A 21,019-nucleotide genomic window follows, 5' to 3' on the forward strand; every position below is an offset into this window, starting at 1 on the left:
GCCCCAGCCCCCTGCGCCCCCCGTGCCCCAGCCGCACTGCGCCCCCGGCCCGCCACGAACCAGCAAGCCGCCGCCGGCCGCCGGCCCAGACTCAGGCCCGGTATCCCAGCCGGCGCAGCCGGGCCCGGGCAGCTTGCTCGCTCGGGCCCATCCGGCCGAGAGCCACATGCACCACGCCGAGCGTGACCCGGGTGGCCAGGGTTACCGGCAGCGGTATTGGGCCCAGCCGCGCGGTCCGCAGGCCCAGGAGCTCGCGGTACTTAGGTTCAAGACTGACGACTGCGGCCGCGAACAGCACCCGGTAGCCAGGCCTGAGCGCGGGGTGCAGGGGCGGGTCGCGAATGAACGCCACCGTTTCGGTGACCCGTTCGTCACAGCGGAGCTCGCCGGCGTCGTACCAGCGGTCCAGCTGCTGCCGCATTTCCGCTTCGCTCAGCGGCGGTGCCTCGACGCCCATCAGCCGGCCGGCCTGGGCCCACTCACGGACGTAGGCATCAGGTCCGCCAGGAATTGGCCGCCCCCACAGCTTGTGGGCAGAGAGGAAAGCGTCTGTAAAGGCAATGTGAACCCACCGGAGCAGCTCGGGATCGTTGGCCGCGTAACTGCGCCTGATGCCGTGGCCATCCACAAATTCCCCCCGCACCGTCCGGTGCAGCCGAAGAACCCAGTCCGACGCCGCCTTCGCCGTATCCGTGGAGCCATACGTCACGGTGAAGATCCAGCGGATCGTGCCAGCCAGCCGGCCCAGCGGGTCTTCGCGGAAACGGGAGTGATCGTGGACTCCGGCCAACGCGCCGGGATGGAGCGCCTGCATCAGCAGTGCCCGGATTCCCGCCACGATGGTTGGCATGTCCCCGTGCACGGCCCAGACGGCCGACCCGGGCAAGTGGTAACCGACGTCGTCCCCCTCGGCCAGGCCCGGCACCCACTCGGGCACCGAATCGCGCGTCCCCGTGAACGTCTGTTTGAGTTCCGCCTGCCATTCCCTGAGGACATTTCGCATCCTTCATTCTTACCCGTCCCGGCGGCGTGCGGCACCTGCAATTGTGCGGAGAACTACTGGGGCGCCGCCGGCAAGCTACTGGGGACATCCGCGGATCTCCGATTGGTCCCGCAAAAGGAACACGCTGACGGTTCACAGACCCGGCCGTCTGTGGTCACATAGGGAGGTAAGTCCGTGAAGATTGGGGTCTGGCGGACATATTGCGGGAGTCATTTCGTGGGAAAACACTGGGGAAACTCATCGAGTGAGCAGTCAGCGAGGGCACGGACCATTGCCGTGCGCTGCGTGTCCGGAGGCCTGTGCCTGTCTCTGGCCGTGCTGGCATTCGGCGGCTTTCAGGGACTGAGCGCCTTTGCGACCTACGGCGCGCCCACCGCCGTCCCGACGGCCGCCATGCCTGCCTCCGGCGACGTGGGACCGGAAGCCCTGGACCCGCTGGCCCATTCCGCCGCGACCGCGCCAGCGGGGACTCCCGGCGCCGGCGCTGTCACCGCCGATGCCCAGGCACTCGTGGCCTTTAGCCGGAGCACGGTGGACACGGCGACCCGGGCCGGGGTGCGGGGCGAGCTCAATGTGGCCTCGGCGTCGCTGCACCGGCCCGCGGTGGGTTTCCTCATGGCCCCCCTTGAATCACTGGTGCCTTCGTCCCCGTTCGGGCTGCGCACCAGCCCCCTGACGGGATTCGCGGGCGAATTCCACTGGGGCCAGGACTTCGCGGCCCCCTGCGGCACCCGGGTCTACTCCGCCGACGCCGGTGTGGTGCGGGCCGTCGGGTGGCACCCGTGGGGCGGCGGAAACCGGGTGGAAATCGACCACGGCAACGGTCTCATCACCACGTACAACCATCTGGAGGCGATCGCGGTCAAGAAGGGCGACTCCGTGCGGGTGGGGGAAATTATTGCCCGGGTAGGTACCACCGGATCCTCTACCGGCTGCCATCTTCACTTCGAAACCATCCTCAATGGCTCCCACACTGATCCGCGCGATTGGACATTTCTTCCCATCAAGCAGGTGGATCAACTCGGCCCGATCGAAATGACCAGTTACGCACCCGACGCCGGTAAGGCAACCAACGCGGGGATTGGCTGGGCGATTCCTGTCCGGGAGGACCTGACCCATGTGGTGGCCGGCGGCGTTCAGGAACAGCCTGCCGCGGTGGCCGCCAAGCCGTCGGCGAGTGCCTCGCCTGCGGCTACTGAAGCCGCCGCCGACAAACCGTCCCCAACGCCTTCTGCCACCTCTAAGCCGACACCCACCGGCACTGCTTCCGCGACCCCGACGCCCACCGGCACTGCCTCTAAGCCGACACCCACCGGCACTGCTTCCGCGACCCCGACGCCGACCGGCACTGCCACGACGACCGCGCCTGCCGCGCCCACCCCGACCCCGTCGGCAACTGCGACCCCGACCCCGTCGGCGACCGCGACTCCGACCCCGTCGGCAACGGCCACCCCGACGCCGACGGCGACCGCCACCCCGACGCCGGCACCAACCCAGACGGGAACAGCCTCAGCCAAGCCATCAGCACCGTTATCCGTCCCGCCGCCGGTGGCACCGCCGTCCTCCGCGCCCGCGTCAGTCTCCGCAACGGCGACGGAGGCTGCCGCCAAGACGGCCACTCCGGTGCCGGCCCCGCTCACTGTGGAGCCGGACCCGGTCACCGCGCCGGCCGATACGCCGAAGCCACGGGCGGTCACGCAGTCGGCCACGACGGCAGTGACAACAGAACCCTCAGCGACGCCCTCAGCGACGCCCGGCGGCTAGCCGCCGCCGCGCCGCAGGGCGTTGTTCCGGCGTCATGTCCGGGAGGCACACCCATACCCGCAGGCCCCGGTGCCGAATAATGGAGTGACCAGTTCAGATTCCCTGCTCCGGACCATCGACATCGCAAGGACGCGCCCCATGACAGCTCTGCACTCCATTCCCCTGACCCTCATCGACGGGACCGAGACCGATTTTGGCCGATTCAAGGGCGAGGTGGTTCTGGTGGTCAACGTGGCGTCCCAGTGCGGTTTCACGCCCCAGTACGCTGGACTCGAGGCGCTGCACAACAAGTTCCGGGGCCAGGGCTTCCAGGTCCTCGGCGTCCCCTGCAACCAGTTCGCCGGGCAGGAGCCCGGCGGCGAGGCCGAGATTGCCGAGTTCTGCGAGCGCAATTTCGGGGTGACCTTCCCGCTGACGGTCAAGGCCAACGTCCGGGGAAAGAACCAGCACCCGCTCTACGCCGAGCTCACCAAATTCAAGACGGGAATCCTGCCCGGCCTGGTGAAGTGGAACTTCGAGAAGTTCCTCGTGAACCGCGACGGCGAGGTCATCGCCCGCTTTGCGCCCACCGTTGAGCCTGACGCGCCGGAGATCATCGAGGCTGTTCAGTCCGCCCTCGACTGACCCGACCGGCCCCGAGGTCCAGAGGAACTCAGCCCTATCCCTAAGCATGCTTAGCGCCTAGACTGGCCGGACCCTCCAACATTCCGGGCTTCCCCGCGGCGCAAGCAACTCTGGCAGCCGTCGGCAGAATGGCCGGGTGTTCCTGTGGAGGGCGCATCAAAGAACTTCGTGAATCACACCAGGGCGCCCACCACGGGGCCCGTGAAAGCAGGAGGAAATAGATGACAGGGAACAAAGCCGTTGCCTACAAGGGGCCTGGCAAGGTCGAACTGATCGACATTGACTACCCCACCTTCGAACTCAAGGACGGCCCGGGGGTCAACCCCGCCAACGTGGGCCGGCAGGTGCGCCACGGCGTAATCCTCAAAACCGTGGCCACGAATATTTGCGGTTCGGACCAGCACATGGTCCGGGGGCGCACCACGGCTCCCGCCGACCTGGTGCTCGGGCACGAGATCACCGGAGAAGTGGTGGAAGTGGGTCCGGATGTTGAATTCATCAAAGTGGGGGACATCTGTTCCGTCCCGTTCAATATCGCCTGCGGGCGCTGCCGGAACTGCAAGGAACGCAAGACGGGCATCTGCCTGAACGTCAACCCCGACCGCCCGGGCAGCGCCTATGGCTATGTGGACATGGGCGGCTGGGTAGGCGGCCAGGCCAACTACGTCCTGGTGCCGTATGCCGATTGGAACCTGTTGAAGTTCCCGGACAAAGACCAGGCCCTCGAAAAGATGATGGACCTGACGATGCTCTCGGACATCTTCCCGACCGGATTCCATGGTGCGGTCACCGCAGGCGTCGGCGTCGGTTCCACCGTCTACGTGGCAGGCGCAGGGCCCGTGGGCCTGGCCGCGGCGACCAGTGCCCAGCTCCTGGGTGCTGCCGTCGTGATTGTGGGTGACATGAACGCGGACCGCCTGGCGCAGGCGCGCAGCTTCGGCTGCGAGACCATCGACCTGAGTAAGGGCGGCCCGGCCGAGCAGATCGAACAACTCCTGGGCGTCCCGGAAGTCGATTGCGGCGTGGATGCCGTGGGATTTGAGGCCAAGGGGCACGGGGCCGGAGCCCACGAGGCCCCCGCCACCGTCCTGAACTCGCTGATGGAGGTAACGGCCGCCGGCGGTGCCCTGGGCATCCCCGGGCTCTACGTCACCGGGGACCCGGGCGGCGTGGACGAGGCCGCGAAGAAGGGTTCGCTCTCGCTCAGCCTCGGAACGGGCTGGGCAAAGTCACTCAGCTTCACCACGGGACAGTGTCCGGTCATGAAGTACAACCGGCAGCTGATGATGGCCATCCTGCATGACAGGGTGCACATCGCCAAGAACGTCAACGCGAAGGCGATTACCCTGGAGGACGCGCCGAAGGGCTACGCGGAATTCGACGCCGGCGCGGCGACGAAGTTCGTGCTTAACCCGAACGGCTACCTGAGCTAGCGCAAACCGTGAACCCGGCGGCACTGTCCGTCCCGCCCCGAAGCCCCGGGGTTTCGGGAGTGCCGCCGGGCTTCACAGCCCCGTATATGCCGGAAAGGGCATGTGAGGGCACGCCACCTGTTAACGCTTATTTTTCCAATATGCCTGTCCCAGTTTTTACATTGTTTGCCCAATGTCTGGTTGGATAGTTCTTACTGAGAGGGACCCTGGAAGCACCGCTTCCACCCAACCAAGAAGGCAGCAATGGAGCGCATCGAGGCCGAACACCCCCGGCCACGTCATTTCCTACTTCACCTGAGCGACCCCCACCTGCTGGGGGGTCCGCAACCCTTGCACGGCGTCGTGGACAGCGAAGCCCTGCTCAGGCAACTCTTCGAGGAGGTCCACGCCTCCGGGGCCCGCCCCGAAGCCGTAATCTTCACGGGCGACCTGGCTGACCTGGGCGAACCCGAGGCGTATGCCAAGCTCCGCGCCATCGTGGATCCGGCGTGCGAGGCCCTGGGGGCCAAGGTCATCTGGGCGATGGGCAACCACGACGACCGGGCGAATTTCCGGGCCGGGCTCCTGGACCAGGCCGACAATGACGCGCCCGTGGACCACAGCTACTTCGTCAACGGGCTGCGCATCATCACCCTGGACACCTCCGTGCCCGGCTTCCACCATGGTGAATTGAGCCACGACCAGCTGGACTGGCTCGCATCTGAACTGGCCACCCCGGCCCCGGACGGGACCATCCTTGCCCTGCACCACCCGCCGGTACCGTCCGTGCTGGACCTTGCCGTGCTCGTGGAGCTCCGGGGCCAGCCGGCGCTCGCCGGCGTCCTGCGCAACTCCGATGTCCGCGCCATCCTGGGCGGCCACCTGCACTACTCGACCACCGCAACGTTCGCGGGCATCCCTGTGTCCGTGGCTTCAGCGACCTGCTACACGCAGGATCTGAACGTCCCGGTCGGCGGCACCCGGGGCCGCGACGGCGGGCAGGCGTTCAACCTGGTCCACGTCTACGAACACACGATCGTGCACTCCGTGGTGCTGCTCGGCGACACCCCGGCGGTGGGGGAGCTGGTCTCGCCGGAGGAAGTCCAGCGCCGGCTCACGGCCGCAGGGATCCATATCCCTGGGAAGGCCAGGCTCGAGGCCCCGTCCCGGACGCCGGCGCACCGCAGGTACACCACGTTGAACTGATTCACTCCCCGGCCGACGCGGCGCCCGTTTTGGTCACGTTCCGTTACTTCTCCCAGGGCGCCTTGATGGGGTAGTACTTCTCCAGGAAGTCCGTGACCAGTTCGGCCCGCTCTTCCGCCGGGACCTCGGGGAAGCTGCCGTCATTGAGGCAGAAGAAGTCCATGTTCCGCTTGGCCAGGAGCTTGGGCAGGTAGTTCAGGCCGGCCCGCGCCGTGGTGTCCACATACCTCACCTTGGCAGCTGTCTGGGTCACGGCCCGGCCCGTGAGCAGCGCGTAGTAGTGGTAGAACGAGTTGGTCACGGAGATGTTGTCCGCTGCCCGGAAGGTACTCGCGGCGGTCTTGGCAAACTCGGCCGGGAACTCCTGCTCCATCTGCTCGACCACGCTGCGCCGCAACGGGGCCGCCGTGTGCTCCAGGTGCCGGGTGGTGATGCGGCCGAAGCGGTTCCAGAGCAGCTTGCGGTTCACGCGGGCGGCGTTCTCAAAGCCGCTGCGTTCGGCGTCGTTGTCGCCCAGGCCGATCCGGGTTTCGGCCTCGATGAACTTCGTGATGCCGCCCGGGGTGAAGAACATGTCCGGGCCCACGGCGCGGCCGAAGAACATGTCGTCGTTCGAATACAGGAAGTGCTCGGAGAGCCCCTCGATGTGGTGCAGCTGACACTCCACGGCCTGCGAATTGTGCGTGGGCAGAACCGAGGTGTCGGCGAAAAACTCTTCGCTCCGGACGATCGTCACACTCGGGTGGTCGGCCAGCCATGACGGCGCGGGGGAGTCCGTGGCGATGAAGATCCGGCGGATCCACGGCGCAAACATGTACACCGAGCGCAGGGCGTACTTGAGCTCATCGATCTGGCGGAAGCGGGCCTCGTGGTCATCGCCCTCGCCCACCACCACGCCGGCCATGCGGGCGCGGCGGGCCGCGATGTACTCGGGGGAGCTGCCGTCAACCCATGAGAAGACCAGGTCGACGTCGAAGCTGATGTCGCTGGCGTGGTCCGCGAACATGTTCTCGATGGTGGGCCACGTGTGGCCGTAGCGTTCCACCGTGCCGCGCACTGCATCCTGGGCCAGCATGGTGCGGCGCGTCAGGGAGTTCTCGATCGGCAGGATCAGCTGATCGCCTTCGAAGCTCCACAGCTCCAGCTGGACGCCGGCGGAAGCCCCGAATTCAAAACCGCCTTCGGGCTCGACCCTGGGCCGGTAAAGCCGGAAGATCCGGGCCTGGCGGTTCGGCGACAGCTCGCCGTCGGCCACCAGCACGGACGACTTCTTCTTTGCATCCACGCTCATGGAATACATCGGCTCGTCGCGGCACGCCTCCACGAGGGCGTCGCGGAGTTCCTTGCGGTCTTTCCAGTCGACGGCGACCACAGGGCGGTGGTTGTTGCCGCGGACCAGCAGGTAGCCGATACCGGCGCCGGCCAGGACCGAACGCAGGAACATCAGGTCCTCTACCATGGCCTGGTACGGCGTGCGGTTTTCGTTGATCAGCGCATAGCGGCCGCGGTGGCGGACAACATCGGAGCGGGTCCGGAATCTGGCGACTGCGGCCGCCGACGTGACCTCGGCGTGGGCGTCCACAGATGCCTGGCTGCCATAGTAAATCTCGTCTTGGATCGCTGCTTCGGTAATGTCTGAGCTCCCGCTTCTTTGAGTGCGTTGGTGTCTACTTGCATGATAACGCGGGCCTCAAAATTGCCGCGGAAAACCGGCCGCCGCGCGGCGTGCGTGACGACGAAATGTGACGGACCGTAACGGTGGAGCGTATCGGCGGAGCGGGGCCTCAGCCGGTGACGACGGCCAGCCAGTGGTGCAGGAAGGCGGCACCGGCGTCGTCGTGGATCACGTCTTCGCCGAGCCCCAGATCGGCGGCGGTGAGGACATCGTAGGGTTTGACCGGGATGCCGTCCGCGGGCCGGACGTCGACGTGCTTCACGGCGTGGTCGTTGTGGTGCAGCCAGTCGGCCATGGCGTAGTCCGTGCGGGAATCGCCCACCGTGCGCCAAGCCTGCGGCGTGATCCCCTGCGCGGCCAGGAACTCCACGGCCCGGCTCGCGCCCAGGTCCTTGCCCAGCCGGACCGATTCGATATCGGTGGAGATGATGGTCGGATCGACGCGGAAGTCGACCTGGTCATCGGAATCGGGGACGTGGTGGTCCAGCCGCACCACGCCGAGCCCGTGCCGGGCCATGAGGCCCATGGCGTCGGCGTCGAAGAGTTCCTGCTCGGCCCGGTAGTCGGGGTTGGGGACGGCAATGTGCTGCTCCACGGAGACCATGGCCCGCTTGGTTTCGTCGTAGAACATGTGGGCGGAGTAGTCCTCGGCCACCAGGCGGCGCACGTCATCGCCGAAGGCCTGCGGAATGGCGAGCTCGTGGTCCACGTGGACCGGGCCGGGGCCTTCCGCGGTGTAGCTGAACCAGACGGCGCCCTTCTCGCAAATGGCGTGGATGAGGGTGCCGGCGGGCATCCCGGCGGCGATCATCGGTTCCATGACCTGCTCGCGGATGAACGCGTCCGACCGGCCGGTGTTGAAGATGACCGGCACGCCGGCGGCGGCCAGGGCCACCAGGTCGGCGATGATGCCGGGCTGCACCTCGCGGGTGACCGGGCTCGCGACCGGACCGTCGACGTCGAGCAGCAGCGCCAGCACGGGAGCCGACGGCGACGGAACAGGGACAGTCTCGGGTGAAGTCATACGGCCATTCTGTCAGCCGCACGGGGCGTTTGGGTGAACCGCGCAGCAGATCGACGGCCCGGCGCTGGATGTGACAGGCGGCAGGCGCTGGTCGTGTCAATGCGTCGTGTGACAAATGGTTACCGTTTGGCCACAACCTCACGCCGCCGGGGGACATTCGTTCCTTCGGGCGTCCAAGTTCCCTAGGCTGGCATGGTGATATTCAAAGCTGTGGGCGAGGGACGCCCGTACCCCGACCATGGTTACACCACGCCCAAGGACTGGGCGGCCCTGCCCCCGCGTCCTGTCCGGCTTGATGAGCTGGTGACCACGAAGCGCACACTGGACCTTGAAGCCCTGCTGGCCGAAGACTCCACGTTTTTCGGCGACCTCTTTCCGCACGTCGTGGAATACCGCGGCGTCCTCTACCTTGAAGACGGCCTGCACCGGGCAGTCCGCACCGCGCTGCACCAGCGCACCGCAATCCACGCGCGGGTCCTCGTGATAAATGGCTAGGAAGCCGCCAGACGTCAGAGTCCTGCACGGGCACCGCGTCATCAGTGGCTCCGAGCTGAGGGCCACGTTCGTGGGGCAGGACGATACGGCAGAGAACCCCCACCGGCTGCGGCGCAGGATCCTGCACGGCGTTGTGCTGGTGATGCTTGTCGGCCTGATCGTGGCCGCGATCGTGGTGGCCCTCGCCATCATGAACGGCCAGATCAAGATCCCCGGGGCGGAGCGGAGCAAGGCGGCAGTGTCGGTGTGCCCGGCGGCCACCTACGACTACGCGCCGCCGGAGAAGGTCCACGTCAATATCTACAACTCCACGAGCCGGCCGGGCCTGGCCCGGAGCGTGGCCGACCAGCTTGCCGCCCGGAAGTTCCTGGTGGGTGCCGTGGGGAACACGACGTCGAGCTACCGCGGCGTGGCGCTGGTGGTCTCCGGTGCCGCCGGCCAGTCGGCCGCCTTCAGCGTCCAGCGCCACGTGCCCGGCTCGGACTATGTCCAGGACGGCCGCGCTGACCCGAGCGTGGACGTGATCATTACCGGCGACTTCAAGGAACTGGCCAAGCCGGAACTCGTGGACCAGACGCCGGGCCAGCTCAGCTGCCCCCGCGAGAACCGGCGCATCGTGGATGAGGCCACGCTGCCCGCCGTACCCACGGCGACGCCCGGCACGGGCTAAGGCACGGCCTTCCAGCCTTCCCGGCGCCGCGGCCTAGCGGATGGTGCGGACCGGCCGGCCGGCGTCGTCAAACCTCGCCCCGGCCCCCAGCTGGACAAACCGCACCGTCCGGGCGAGCCGTGCCTCGGCCTCGGCGTCCTGGCCCGCCCCGTCGCCCCGCGCAGCGCTTGAGGAGAGCGTGCCGTGGATGAGCTGGGCCAGCTGGGCAATGTCCGACTCGGGCAGGTACCCCTGGGCCATGCCGTCGCGCAGGATGCCCCGCAGGAGCACGCTGAGCTCACCCACGTGGTCGGCAAGTTTGGCAAACGACGACGGCGAGAGCACCGCCGCCATGGCCGGGCCCGGCGGCAGGTGGCGCCGGCTCAGGTCCTCCACCTGGGCGCGGACGTAGACGGCCAGGCGCTCCACCGGGTTCTCCAGTGCATCGAGGGATTCGCGCAGATCGAGCAGGAACCGCTCGGTTTCATCCAGGGCGTAGGCGATGAGGAGCTCTTCGATATCCGCGTAGTAGTTGTAGACGGCGGTCCGGCCGATCTGGGCATGGCGCGCGACGTCCGTCATGGTCAGGCCGGGGAGCCCGTGGGTGAAGAGAAGTTCCCCGAACGCGGTCAGGATGCGACGCTGGGTCTCGGCACGTTGGGCGGCGTTGCTCGCGGCCGAAATCCTAGGCATACGCACACTTTAGCGCGATCTGTCACCAAAGCAGCCGGGCGGCGGACTGTGACCCGGCCGGGCTACGAACATCGACCGCTTCTGAGGGGCCACACCTGTATCCACCGCCTCAACTGGGGGTGTCTGATAGACACTGCCACCGCCGGCCCGGGCTGCGTAGCGTGGTGGATGTGGACAGAAAAGACGAAATCCGAGACTTCCTGATCTCGCGCCGGGCGAAGATCACCCCGGATCAGGCCGGGCTCCCCAACTATGGCGAACTGCGCCGCGTTCCGGGGCTGCGTCGGGAGGAAGTGGCACAGCTGGCCGGGGTAAGCACGGACTATTACACGCGGCTGGAACGCGGCAGCATCCGCGGCGTCTCGGACTCGGTCCTCGACGCTGTGGCCTCCGCCCTTCAGCTGGATGAGGCAGAGCGGACACATCTGATGGACTTGGCCAGGACGGCCAACACGCCGTCCTCCCGGCGGCCGGCGCGCCGGCCACCGCAGCAGAGGGTCCGTCCCGGAGTATTGCGTTTGCTGGACGGGATGACCGGAGCGGTCGCCCTGGTGCAGAACGGACGCTCGGACGTGCTGGCCGCCAACTCCTTGGGGCGCGCGCTGTACGGGCCGGTGTTCGAGTCCACAGCAGCCGCTGGTCCGGAGGCTCCGGGCCAGCTGCCGAACCAGGCCCGGTACCTCTTCCTCGATCCGGGGGCAGGGGACTTCTACCCCGATTGGTCCGCAATCGCTGCCACCACGGTGGCGATGCTCCGATCGGAAGCGGGACGGAATCCCCATGACCGCGCATTGAACGAACTGGTCGGCGAGCTGACCACACGCAGCGGGCACTTCGCCGCCTTGTGGGCCGGCCATGACGTAAGGATCCACACCACGGGAACCAAGCGCTTCCACCATCCGGTCGCCGGCGATGTGTCGCTGCAGTTCGAGACGCTCGACCTTCCCGGCGATGAGGGACAAACCCTGTACACCTTCACTGCAGAGCCGGGGTCCGCATCCGAAAACGCGCTGGCGTTCCTTGCCAGCTGGGCGGCATCGCCCCCGGCGAAAACCGCAACCAGCGACCCTTCCATCCCGGATCTGCGCTCCCACGCGCGGCCCGGAACACCCAACCCAGGAAAGACAGAACATGACTGAGCACAACGACGCCAAGACCGGACAGAAAGTCTGGTTCATCACCGGGGCAGGCCGCGGTATGGGCATTGACATCGCCAAGGCCGCCCTGGCCGCCGGCCACGCAGTCGTCGCCACCGGCCGAAACCCCGACAAGGTCGCCCAGGCCGTCGGCGAGAACGAGAACCTGCTGGCCGTAAAACTCGACGTCACCAACCCCGCCGACGCCACCGCCGCCATCGCCGCCGCCGTGGACCGGTTCGGCCGGATCGACGTGCTCGTAAACAATGCCGGCAACTTCTACGCCGGGTTCTTCGAGGAAATCACCCCGGAGGACTTCCGGGCCCAAATCGAAACCACCATGTTCGGACCCATAAACGTCACCCGCGCGGCCCTGCCCGTCCTGCGGGCCCAGCGCTCGGGCCTGCTGGTCACGATCTCCTCCACCGCCGGCATCGCCGGCGGGGAGTTCCTTTCTGCTTACGCCGCCTCGAAGTTCGGTGTGGAGGGCTGGGCCGAATCCCTGGCCCCCGAAGTCGCGCCGTTCGGAATCCGCACCATGATCGTTGAGCCGGGATTCTTCCGCACCGAGCTCCTCACCCCGGAATCCACCAGCTACGCGGCATCCACTATCGGGGACTATTCCGAGCGGACCGAGCAGACAGTCACCGCGTGGAAAGGCATGAACGGCCTTCAGGGCGGGGACCCGGCCAAGCTCGCCGTCGCCCTCATTCAACTGGTGGAGCTGGATGAACCGCCGCTGCGCTTCGCCGCGGGAGCGGACGCTGTTGGAGTCTTTGAGGCCCGGGCCAAGGAACTCCAGGTCCAGGCCGACGCCCACCGCGAGCTCTCCAGCAACCTGGCCCACGACGACGCCTGACACCGACGCCTGACACCGACGCCTGACACCCACGCCTGACACCGAGGCAAGCGGATGACGTCGGGAGCCTCCCGCCGTCGTCCACCCAGTCTCGACATACCCGCCGGACGCCAATGGCTACCGGCCGCCCAAAAACCCTCGCCACGCTGTGGGCCATGCCCACATTCCAGGCCGGGGAACCACACCCAAAGGAAATACACCATGAAGAACGCACGCCTCGGAAGCCTGGAAGTTTCCCGCATCGGACTCGGCGCCATGACCATGGCCGGCACCTACACCAGCGAGGGCGCACTGGATAACGCGGAGTCGATCCGGACGATCCACCGTGCCCTTGACCTCGGGGTCACCCACATCGACACCGCGGAGATCTACGGGCCGTTCCTGAGCGAGGAGATCGTCGGCCAAGCCGTCAAGGGACGCCGCGATCAGGTCAGGATTGCAACGAAGTTCGGCCTGGTCTCCCATTCCGGCGGCGGCCCCGGCGTGGTCGACAGCAGCGCGGCGAACGTGAAGGCAGCCGTCGAGGGCTCCCTCAAGCGCCTCGGCACCGACCACATCGACCTGTACTACCAGCACCGGATCGACCGGAACACCCCGATCGAGGAGACGGCCGGCGCGGTTGCGGACCTGATCACCGAGGGCAAGGTGCTGCACTTCGGGCTGTCCGAGGCCTCCCCGGAGACCATCCGCCGGGCACACGCCGTGCAGCCGGTCTCGGCCCTGCAGACGGAGTACTCGCTGTGGACCCGGGACGTGGAGGCGGAGATCCTGCCGCTGCTGCGCGACCTCGGAATTGGGTTCGTTCCGTATTCGCCGCTCGGACACGGGCTGCTGACCGGCCAGATCCGCTCCGTCGAGGACTTCGCCGAGGACGACTGGCGCAAGACCAACCCCCGGTTCACGGGTGAGAACTTCCGCCGCAACCTCGCGATCGTCGACGAGGTGAAGGCCATCGGCGCCGAGATCGGCGCGACCCCCGCGCAGACCGCCCTCGCGTGGCTGCTGACCCGGGGGATCGACATCGCCCCGATCCCCGGCACCCGCAGGGTCTCCCGGGTCGAGGAAAACACCGCGGCCGACGGCATCGAACTCACCCGTGACCAGCTGGATCGGCTGAACTCGCTCCGGCCCGCCGCGGGGGAACGCCACGACGAGGCCAACATGGCCTCGATCGACAGCTGACAGGAACCCGGCACCAAACATGGGGCGCGGATGCCCGATCCGCGCCCCTGGCAGCAACTTAGGATTCGACGTCGGCCGCGGCCATTGCCTTGTTCGTGAGGACGGGCATCATCCCCAGCAGCGCGAGCGTCAGCACTCCCATGATGCCGAACATGACCTGCAGGCCCAGCCATTGGGCCAGCAGACCGCCGGCTGCTGCACCAAGCGGCATGGTGCCCCACGCCAGCAGGCGGTAGGCGCTGTTGACTCTGCCCAGCAAGCGGTTGGGAGTAATGCGCTGGCGCAGGGATACGGTGATGACGTTCCAAAGCACGATCAGCATGCCGCCCACGAAGAAGATTGGGCCAAGAACATAGGGGTTGTCGGTCAGGGCGGGCGCACCTACGAACAGCGCGGCCCCGAAGATCGTCAGCATCAGGGACGTGGACCGGCCGAGCCTGGCCTCCACCCGCTCGGACATGAACGAGCCAACGAAGGCGCCGAGAGCGGAGGTGGTCAAAAGCAGGCCGAACCCCACTTCGGACAGCCCCATCTGTGAAGCCGGGCCCACGGCAAACAGCACCAAGACCGCGAAGGCCGCGCTGGATGCGAAGTTGAACACCCCGGTCATCACCGCGAGTGTGCGCAGGATCTTCTGGTTCCAGAGGAACCGCAGCCCCTCAGCAATGTCGAATCGCAGTGTCGTTTTCTGCTCACGTTCTGTGCGAAATGCCCCCGGGACCAGGAGCAGGCCGCCGACGGCCGCAAGCCACAGGGCCGCCGGCACGGCAACGCCCGCAACCAGGCCCATGGCCACCAGCAGCCCGCCCAGCGGGGGACCAATGAACTGGTTGGTGGTGAGCTCGACGGCGTAGAGCCGGCCGTTGGCGCGCGAGAGCTGATCCCTGTGCACCAGCTGGGGCATGATCGACTGCGCGGAGGTGTCGTAGAGCGTCTCAGCCACACCCACCATCAGTGCGACAACGTACAGAGCCCAGACGGAGCCCGCATCCAGCAACACGACGGCGGCCAGCAGGGCCGGCAGCACCGCCCGGCTGAGGTTGGCCCACAACATGAGCTTGCGCCGGTCCAGCCGGTCGGCCAGCGCGCCGGCTGTGAGGGCGAAGAGGAGCCAGGGTAGCGTCGCTGCGACGCTCAGTCCGGCAACCAGGGTGGGTGACTGGGTGAACTGAATGGCCAGCAGCGGCAGCGCGATCTTGAAGACGCCGTCCGCGAGGTTCGAGAGTCCGGACGAGGTCCACAGCTTCCAGTAGGACGCACCCAGCGGCGCACGATGCCGTTCCTTCACCTGCGCGGCGTGACTAGTCATAGGTGGACCATTCCACAGTGATTGAGAAAATTCAAGGTGATTGAATCCAGTACATCGGATTGTAGGATTGGGACATGATGGACGCAGAGCAGCCGAGCGCGGACCAAAAAAGACCCGTCGCGAGCGCCCGGGAAATTAAGGCGTTGGCCCATCCGCTGCGCCTGAGGATCCTGCGCCTGTGCGGGCTCCACGAACTGACCAACAAACAACTCGCCGACCGGCTGGGCCAGGACCCGGGAACGGTGCTTTATCACGTGAGGCAGTTGCTCTCGACGGGGTTCCTTGAACCCGCCGGGGTCCGCACGGGCGAGAGTGGCGCGCTGGAGAAGCCGTATCGTTCCACGGGGCGGTCCTGGAAGCTGGACACCGCGCTGGGTGAAGCCGGTCCCGCCGGTCCGCTGGCCCCGCTCGAGGCGTTCCGGGAAGAGCTGACGGAAGCAGGACCGGACGCGCTCGCCAGCCTCTCACGCTTCGTTCTGCACCTCTCCGAGGAAGATGCTGAGGACCTCACCACGCGCATCCACGCTGTGCTGAGCGAATACACCGACAGTGACCGGCAGCGCTTGGACCAGCCCGCCTACGGCGGCATCTTTGTCCTGCACCGGACGTCAGACTAGGTCGCCGTCCTTCCGGAACGGGATTTGGGTCTTGCGCCGCCTTGGCGGGCTCTATTCGTAGATCGTGGGGATGGCCGGCTCGCCGGGCTGCAGCCTGTCCACCACCCGGGGCAGCTCCGCCATGGAGGCTGTGTGCCGGTCCCGCGCCCGCCCCACCGCGTCCGGGCCGGTCCAGCCGGGCAGGATTTCGCCGTCTTTCATGAACTGGTGCAGGAGGGGGCGTCCGTTTCTTCCGGCGGCCGGCGGGTGGTCCACGCCGAGGACCTCGTGGGTGGCGGTGCCGCGGTCGTCGAGGCGGCGCACGGCGAACTTGCGCCCGCCCATGTTGATCTTGTCCTTCGAGGTCTTCGCCACGGCAGCCAGCTCACCGGAGTCACTGGCCCGGCTCACCAGCTTGTAGACCATCCCGGCCGTTGGCGCCCCGGATCCGGTCACCAGGGACGTGCCGATGCCATAGGAATCGGCCGGGGCGGAGCGGAGCGCGGCGACGGCGAATTCGTCCAGGTCCGAGGTCACCACGATCCTGGTGTGCACGTTGCCGAGGCTGTCCAGGAGTTCGCGGACCCACCGTGCCTGGGCCACGAGGTCTCCGGAGTCCAGCCGGATGGCCCCAAGTTTGTCTCCGGCGAGGTCGACGGCGGTGCGGACCGCCAGTTCGACGTCGTACGTGTCCACGAGCAGCGTGGTGCCGGACCCGAGCGAGGCAAGCTGCGCCGCGAAGGCGTCGCGCTCGGAGTCGTGGAGCAGGGTGAAGGAGTGGGCCGCGGTGCCGATGGTCCGCAGGCCATAACGCCGCCCGGCGGCCAGGTTGGAGGTACCGGAAAAGCCCGCGATGACAGCCGCGCGGGCCGCCGCGGCGGCCGCTTCCTCGTGGGTGCGGCGGGAGCCCATCTCAATGCAGGGCCTGCCGCCGGCGGCGCTGGTCATCCGGGATGCGGCCGAGGCGATGGCGCTGTCATGGTTCAGCACCGACAGGACGTAGGTCTCCAGGACGCAGGCCTCGGCGAACGTCGATTCGACGATCAGGACGGGGGAGTGCGGGAAGTAGGCTTCACCTTCCGGATAGCCCCAGATGTCGCCGGAGAACCGGAAGGCGGCCAGATGCTCCAGGGTGTCCTCGTGGACCACGCCGGTGGCGGCCAGGAAATCGACGTCGTCCTCGTTGAAGCGGAAGTTCGCGATTCCCTCGAGGAGCCGGCCGGTGCCGGCCACGATCCCATACCGGCGCCCGGCCGGCAGTCCCCGGGCGAAGGCCTGGAAGATGGACCGGCGGTGCGCGGCCCCGGAGTGGAGGGCCGCCTGGAACATGGTCAGCTCATAGTGGTCGGTAAACAGGGAGGTCCGGGGTCCGTCCAGTCCGGCCGAAGTGTCCATGATCCACTCTAGGCCGGGCCGCCCGAAGCCGCAGGATGCCGCCCGTGCCGCGACTTCGCCGGAAACGCCCCGAGGCGCCGGAAACTTCCGGCGAATCCGGGAGTTTCCGGCGACTTCGACGATGCCGGGCTCAGACGGGGCAGCCGTCCGGGCCGCAGGCGCCGGATTCCGCGGGGGAATCGGTGGCGGCGTCCGCGGCCTCCGCGCCGGCGCCCACCATGACCAGCGGGTGGCTGTCCTGCCACGCCTGCTCGAGGGCGGCGGTGAAGGTTTCGGCGGGTTGGGCACCGGAGAGTCCGAACTTCCGGTCGATCACGAAGAACGGGACGCCGCTGATGCCCAGGGCGCGGGCCTCGGCGATGTCGTTGCGGACGGCGTCGGCGTAGGCCTCGGTGCTGAACAGTTCCGCCAGTTCGCCCGCGTCGAGTCCGAGGTCCAGGCCCAGGGCGGTCAGGTAGTCCTGGCTGCCGATGTCCTTGCCATGCTCGAAGTGGTCGCTGAGCAGGCGTTCCTTCGCGACGTCCTGCTGGCCGTGGGCGGCGGCGAGGTGGATCAGCCGGTGGGCCGTGAAGCTGTTGGCGACCACGACGGCGTCGAACCGGTAGTTCAGCCCCTCGCCCTTGGCCTGGGCCGCGACGTGCTCGAACATCTGCGATACCTGCGCCGGCGCCATGCCCTTGCGCGTGCTCAGGTAGTCCAGTTCGGTGCCGTCGTAGTGCTCCGGGAGCGTGGGATCCAGCTGGTAGCTGCGCCACTTCACCTCCACGGAATCGCGGTGCGGGAAGGCCGCGAGGGCGGTTTCGAAACGGCGTTTGCCGATGTAGCACCAGGGGCAGGCGACGTCGGACCAGATCTCAATCTTCATGCCCGCAACAACCGCGCCGCCGCCGGGTCCATTCCCCGGCGGCCTGTCGGCTTCGTCACGGCCCCACGGCTAAGCGTCCTCCCGGCTGAGGGCCGGCCGGCGCCCGCGGCCTCACGGCGCGACTGGGCGCTCCATCACGAAGTCGTGCTCCACGGTGGTGCCGAGCTGGAAGGACTTGGTGCCGACCTTGCGGAAGCCGGACTTTACGTAGAACCGGATGGCCCGGGCGTTCTGGCTGTTCACGCCGAGCCAGAGCCCGCGGGCGCCGGCTTCCGCAGCCGCGCCGATGCTGGCGTGCATCAGTTCGGCCGAGGCGCCGAGCCCGTGGTGGTCCGGGTGGACGTAGCACTTGCTGAGCTCGGTGCACGGCAGCTCGCCCAGGACCGCGGCTACGTCCGGATCCCGGGTAGGGCCGGCCACCAGCAGGCTGTAACCGCGGAGGTCGCCGTCGGTGTCGATCACCAGCACCGTGACCTCCGGATCTGCCAGATAGGCCCGGAAATTTGCCTCGCTCAGGGTATTGGCGAGGTGGGCCGCGATGTCCTCCGGCCGGGACTCCGGCGGGCACGCGAGCGGGAAGGTGACGGCCGCGAGTGCGGCCAGCTTCCCGGCGTCGTCCGCGGTTGCTGTCCGGATCCGGTGCGTCATGGCTAAACCCTAGCCCGCGGCGGGGCCCGGGCATCAATAAGAACTGGCGTGGTTGGGGGCTACATATCAGATGGCGTAGCGGAGGATCCCGACGGCCTCCACATTTTCCGGCATGTCGGATCGGCGCACGGCGAAGACCCTGGCGCCCGAGCCGAGGGCCCGGCGAGCGATTTCCTCGACCACGTCCTGTCCGGTGTCGCCGTCCAGGGTGAGTGCGCCGTCGTCTCCGACAGCACCTTTGACACTGGCATCCATGTCCACGGCGAGCGTCGCAATGGCGCCGAAGGCGGCGGCCCGCGCCAAGTCGCTGAGGTCGGCGGTGCCGCGGCCGCTGGGGCGACGCTCTTCAAACGTCGTTTGCAGGGCAACAAGGTCGGCCGCATAGATCCGGTCAAGTACGCCACGCGCCGCTTCCGCCAATTGGGCCGGGGTCAGTTCATCGGGGTTCCCCTCGATGCCCTCGGACGCGAGGTGGGCGTATCCTGCGAGGTTGCGGTAGATGCTCGCGAGCGGCTCCGTCGCAGCGATCACCAGCGGCAGGGACTGCCCGTTCAACAATGGACGAAGCACGTGGTCGACGGAACGGGCGTACTGGGCTAGCCGTACCTTTCGTCCCTCGTCGCCATGCAGCCGCCCGAAGTGGGAGCGGCCGCCGATCGATTCGAGCCCGACGGCACTGGCTGCACCCTGTGGCATGCCCGGTACCGTGACCTCTTCGGCCGGTCGGTCCGCCGTGACCTCGATGAGCCGTGCCCCGTTCTGGGAGATGGCGAGCACGAGCGCCGCGTTGGGGAAGGTGAGGGCACGGAGCAGCGGTGTGATGGCGAAACGATCGGCCACGCTCACGTGGTCTTCGAGATCGTTGGGCAAACGGAACTCGAGAATCGAAGTCGGCGTCACGAAGATGGCCAGGCTCCGCCCCATCTCAAACCAGAATTCCGGGGATCCCAGCAGCTCGTCGAGAAACGTTTCTATCGCGACGACCGCGTCGTTGCTTCCCGCTTCGCGGAGCTGTGCGACGGCGGAACTGAACAAGGACCGCGCTCTGGACTGATTGTCCTCCGAATGGGCAGGGACGCTGCTCGTCGAAAGATACACGGTGACGCTGTGTGGATCGCGCGCGGCGGCCAGCCGTTCCACGTCGTCCCGGGTCGGCATATCGATGTGCATGGGGGTGCTCCTTTTTGCTATCTCTCGGCTGGGTCGCACGAGGAGGGGGAATGTTCCTGCACCTGCTCGATGCGCAAAGCCGCACCGAGGGGTAAGCAATACCGGATCAGCTCAGCATCGGACCGCTCGGAGTCCCATGTCAACAGTCGGCGGAACTTGCACTCGGGAGGTGTTCGGCGCCTCAAGGAGCACGTCCACGTTGGGGAACGCCAGCTCGCGCTCACCGGTGACGGACGCGATCCAGACCTCGCAGCGCTGCCCGGGCTGAAGTTCCCGCGGTGCGATGGTGTTTCCGGGAGTTCCGGCACTCGAAGCTCCCGACGATGACAACTTTGTGGACGGATGAGTTTCGCTACGGAATCGGACCAGGGCCACGGAATCGGTCCGGCGCAGCGCGGATCCGCGGTGCGCCGGACCGGTTTCGCCGCGTCTGTCCGGAAACGTAGCGGATCCGGACCCTGCGGCGCCCCGCTACTGCTTGAAGGCGGCGTCGAAAGAGGTGTTCGAGGCCGGGAAGTCGAACTTCTTGAGCGCGGCGAGGGCTTCGGGGGCGCCGTGGAGCCGGTCCATGCCCGCGTCCTCCCATTCGATCGAGATGGGGCCGTCGTAGCCGATCGCTGCCAGTGCCCGGAACGAGGATTCCCAAGGCACGTCCCCGCGGCCTGCGGAGACGAAGTCCCAGCCGCGGCGCGGGTCCCCCCAGGGCAGGTGCGAGCCCAGCACGGTGTTCCGGCCGGTGGGCCGCAGCTTGGTGTCCTTGCAGTCCACATGGTAGATCCGGTCCTTGAAGTCCCAGATGAAGGAGACGGGGTCGATGCCCTGCCACATGAAGTGGGAGGGGTCCCAGTTCAGCCCGAAGGCCTCGCGGTGCCCGATCGCCTCGAGGGTCCGGACGGTGGTCCAGTAGTCGTAGGCGATCTCGGAGGGGTGGACCTCGTGCGCGAAGCGGACACCGTTTTCGTCGAAGACGTCCAGGATGGGGTTCCAGCGGTCGGCGAAGTCCTGGTAGCCGGCCTCGATGACCTTCTCCGGCACGGGCGGGAACATCGCGACGTACTGCCAGATGGAGGATCCGGTGAACCCGACCACGGTGTCGACGCCGAGGGCTTTGGCGAGCCGGGCGGTGTGTTTCATTTCCTCGGCAGCGCGTTGGCGGACGCCTTCTGGCTCGCCGTCGCCCCAGACCCTGGCCCCGACGATCGCCTCGTGCCGGAAGTCGATCGGGTCATCGCACACCGCCTGGCCCTTGAGGTGGTTGGAGATGGCCCAGACCTTGAGGTTGTACTTCTCCAGCACGGCCAGCTTGGACTCGAC

General features: G+C 67.4%; 20 protein-coding genes. 10 read left to right on the forward strand and 10 right to left on the reverse strand.

What is annotated here, in order from left to right:
• Window positions 1-91: 91 nt before the first annotated feature.
• Entirely contained in the window at window positions 92-1,003 is a 912-nt protein-coding gene (locus tag AC1DGD_RS17530) for an oxygenase MpaB family protein (protein WP_476857669.1), read from the reverse strand.
• Window positions 1,004-1,219: 216 nt separating this feature from the next.
• On the opposite strand from AC1DGD_RS17530, the gene AC1DGD_RS17535 reads away from it, so the two are divergent.
• From AC1DGD_RS17535 to AC1DGD_RS17550, 4 genes are all read left to right on the forward strand, one after another.
• Window positions 1,220-2,767 (forward strand): M23 family metallopeptidase, encoded by a 1,548-nt coding sequence (locus AC1DGD_RS17535; protein WP_476857670.1) that lies wholly within the window; start codon window positions 1,220-1,222, stop codon window positions 2,765-2,767.
• Between the two features lie 138 nt (window positions 2,768-2,905).
• Complete coding sequence (locus tag AC1DGD_RS17540) at window positions 2,906-3,391, forward strand: glutathione peroxidase (RefSeq protein ID WP_230007873.1); 486 nt, start codon at window positions 2,906-2,908, stop codon at window positions 3,389-3,391.
• A 221-nt stretch (window positions 3,392-3,612) separates the two neighbouring features.
• Window positions 3,613-4,824, forward strand: coding sequence for a formaldehyde dehydrogenase, glutathione-independent (gene fdhA / locus AC1DGD_RS17545; RefSeq protein ID WP_028278013.1), 1,212 nt, complete (start codon window positions 3,613-3,615; stop codon window positions 4,822-4,824).
• 243 nt (window positions 4,825-5,067) lie between these two features.
• Window positions 5,068-6,009: a phosphodiesterase gene (locus tag AC1DGD_RS17550; protein WP_476857671.1), complete on the forward strand. Its 942-nt coding sequence runs from the start codon at window positions 5,068-5,070 to the stop codon at window positions 6,007-6,009.
• 43 nt (window positions 6,010-6,052) lie between these two features.
• Here AC1DGD_RS17550 and AC1DGD_RS17555 read toward each other — a convergent pair whose 3' ends face one another.
• Both AC1DGD_RS17555 and AC1DGD_RS17560 read right to left on the reverse strand, forming a co-directional pair.
• Window positions 6,053-7,591 (reverse strand): stealth family protein, encoded by a 1,539-nt coding sequence (locus AC1DGD_RS17555; RefSeq protein ID WP_230007875.1) that lies wholly within the window; start codon window positions 7,589-7,591, stop codon window positions 6,053-6,055.
• Between the two features lie 202 nt (window positions 7,592-7,793).
• Window positions 7,794-8,708 carry a Cof-type HAD-IIB family hydrolase gene (locus AC1DGD_RS17560; protein WP_476850520.1) on the reverse strand — a complete coding sequence of 305 codons (915 nt, stop codon included), beginning with the start codon at window positions 8,706-8,708 and terminating at the stop codon, window positions 7,794-7,796.
• Window positions 8,709-8,903: 195 nt separating this feature from the next.
• Between AC1DGD_RS17560 and AC1DGD_RS17565 the strand changes: the two genes are divergently transcribed.
• The gene (locus tag AC1DGD_RS17565; RefSeq protein ID WP_026266597.1) at window positions 8,904-9,203 is read left to right on the forward strand and encodes a type II toxin-antitoxin system VapB family antitoxin; all 300 of its coding nucleotides are present in this window, start codon (window positions 8,904-8,906) and stop codon (window positions 9,201-9,203) included.
• A complete protein-coding gene (locus AC1DGD_RS17570; protein WP_476850521.1) occupies window positions 9,196-9,873 on the forward strand; it encodes a LytR C-terminal domain-containing protein in 678 nt (225 codons plus the stop codon). Before AC1DGD_RS17565 ends, AC1DGD_RS17570 begins: the two co-directional genes overlap by 8 nt.
• Before the next feature lie 33 nt (window positions 9,874-9,906).
• Here AC1DGD_RS17570 and AC1DGD_RS17575 read toward each other — a convergent pair whose 3' ends face one another.
• Complete coding sequence (locus AC1DGD_RS17575) at window positions 9,907-10,545, reverse strand: TetR/AcrR family transcriptional regulator (protein WP_018774380.1); 639 nt, start codon at window positions 10,543-10,545, stop codon at window positions 9,907-9,909.
• Window positions 10,546-10,715: 170 nt separating this feature from the next.
• Here AC1DGD_RS17575 and AC1DGD_RS17580 point away from each other — a divergent pair, with 170 nt between their 5' ends.
• From AC1DGD_RS17580 to AC1DGD_RS17590, 3 genes are all read left to right on the forward strand, one after another.
• Window positions 10,716-11,684, forward strand: a complete 969-nt coding sequence (locus AC1DGD_RS17580; protein ID WP_476857672.1) for a helix-turn-helix transcriptional regulator — start codon at window positions 10,716-10,718, stop codon at window positions 11,682-11,684.
• Entirely contained in the window at window positions 11,677-12,540 is an 864-nt protein-coding gene (locus tag AC1DGD_RS17585; RefSeq protein WP_476857673.1) for an SDR family oxidoreductase, read from the forward strand. Before AC1DGD_RS17580 ends, AC1DGD_RS17585 begins: the two co-directional genes overlap by 8 nt.
• A gap of 201 nt (window positions 12,541-12,741) precedes the next feature.
• Window positions 12,742-13,722, forward strand: a complete 981-nt coding sequence (locus AC1DGD_RS17590) for an aldo/keto reductase (RefSeq protein ID WP_476857674.1) — start codon at window positions 12,742-12,744, stop codon at window positions 13,720-13,722.
• A gap of 58 nt (window positions 13,723-13,780) precedes the next feature.
• On the opposite strand, the gene AC1DGD_RS17595 is transcribed toward AC1DGD_RS17590, so the two are convergent.
• On the reverse strand, window positions 13,781-15,031 hold the full coding sequence (locus AC1DGD_RS17595; protein WP_476857675.1) for an MFS transporter: 1,251 nt from the start codon (window positions 15,029-15,031) through the stop codon (window positions 13,781-13,783).
• Window positions 15,032-15,105: 74 nt separating this feature from the next.
• Here AC1DGD_RS17595 and AC1DGD_RS17600 point away from each other — a divergent pair, with 74 nt between their 5' ends.
• Window positions 15,106-15,648 carry an ArsR/SmtB family transcription factor gene (locus AC1DGD_RS17600; RefSeq protein WP_476857676.1) on the forward strand — a complete coding sequence of 181 codons (543 nt, stop codon included), beginning with the start codon at window positions 15,106-15,108 and terminating at the stop codon, window positions 15,646-15,648.
• A 51-nt stretch (window positions 15,649-15,699) separates the two neighbouring features.
• On the opposite strand, the gene AC1DGD_RS17605 is transcribed toward AC1DGD_RS17600, so the two are convergent.
• The 5 genes from AC1DGD_RS17605 to AC1DGD_RS17625 all read right to left on the reverse strand — a co-directional run.
• Entirely contained in the window at window positions 15,700-17,022 is a 1,323-nt protein-coding gene (locus AC1DGD_RS17605) for a nicotinate phosphoribosyltransferase (protein ID WP_476857677.1), read from the reverse strand.
• Window positions 17,023-17,152: 130 nt separating this feature from the next.
• Window positions 17,153-17,887: a DsbA family oxidoreductase gene (locus tag AC1DGD_RS17610; protein WP_476857678.1), complete on the reverse strand. Its 735-nt coding sequence runs from the start codon at window positions 17,885-17,887 to the stop codon at window positions 17,153-17,155.
• Between the two features lie 111 nt (window positions 17,888-17,998).
• Window positions 17,999-18,535 (reverse strand): N-acetyltransferase family protein, encoded by a 537-nt coding sequence (locus AC1DGD_RS17615; RefSeq protein WP_476857679.1) that lies wholly within the window; start codon window positions 18,533-18,535, stop codon window positions 17,999-18,001.
• 66 nt (window positions 18,536-18,601) lie between these two features.
• Window positions 18,602-19,705 carry a baeRF11 domain-containing protein gene (locus tag AC1DGD_RS17620; RefSeq protein WP_476850530.1) on the reverse strand — a complete coding sequence of 368 codons (1,104 nt, stop codon included), beginning with the start codon at window positions 19,703-19,705 and terminating at the stop codon, window positions 18,602-18,604.
• A 471-nt stretch (window positions 19,706-20,176) separates the two neighbouring features.
• A partial coding sequence (locus tag AC1DGD_RS17625) for a sugar phosphate isomerase/epimerase family protein (protein ID WP_476857680.1) occupies window positions 20,177-21,019 on the reverse strand: 843 nt, incomplete at its 5' end.

Source organism: Arthrobacter sp. 05T45 (genome assembly GCF_056395875.1).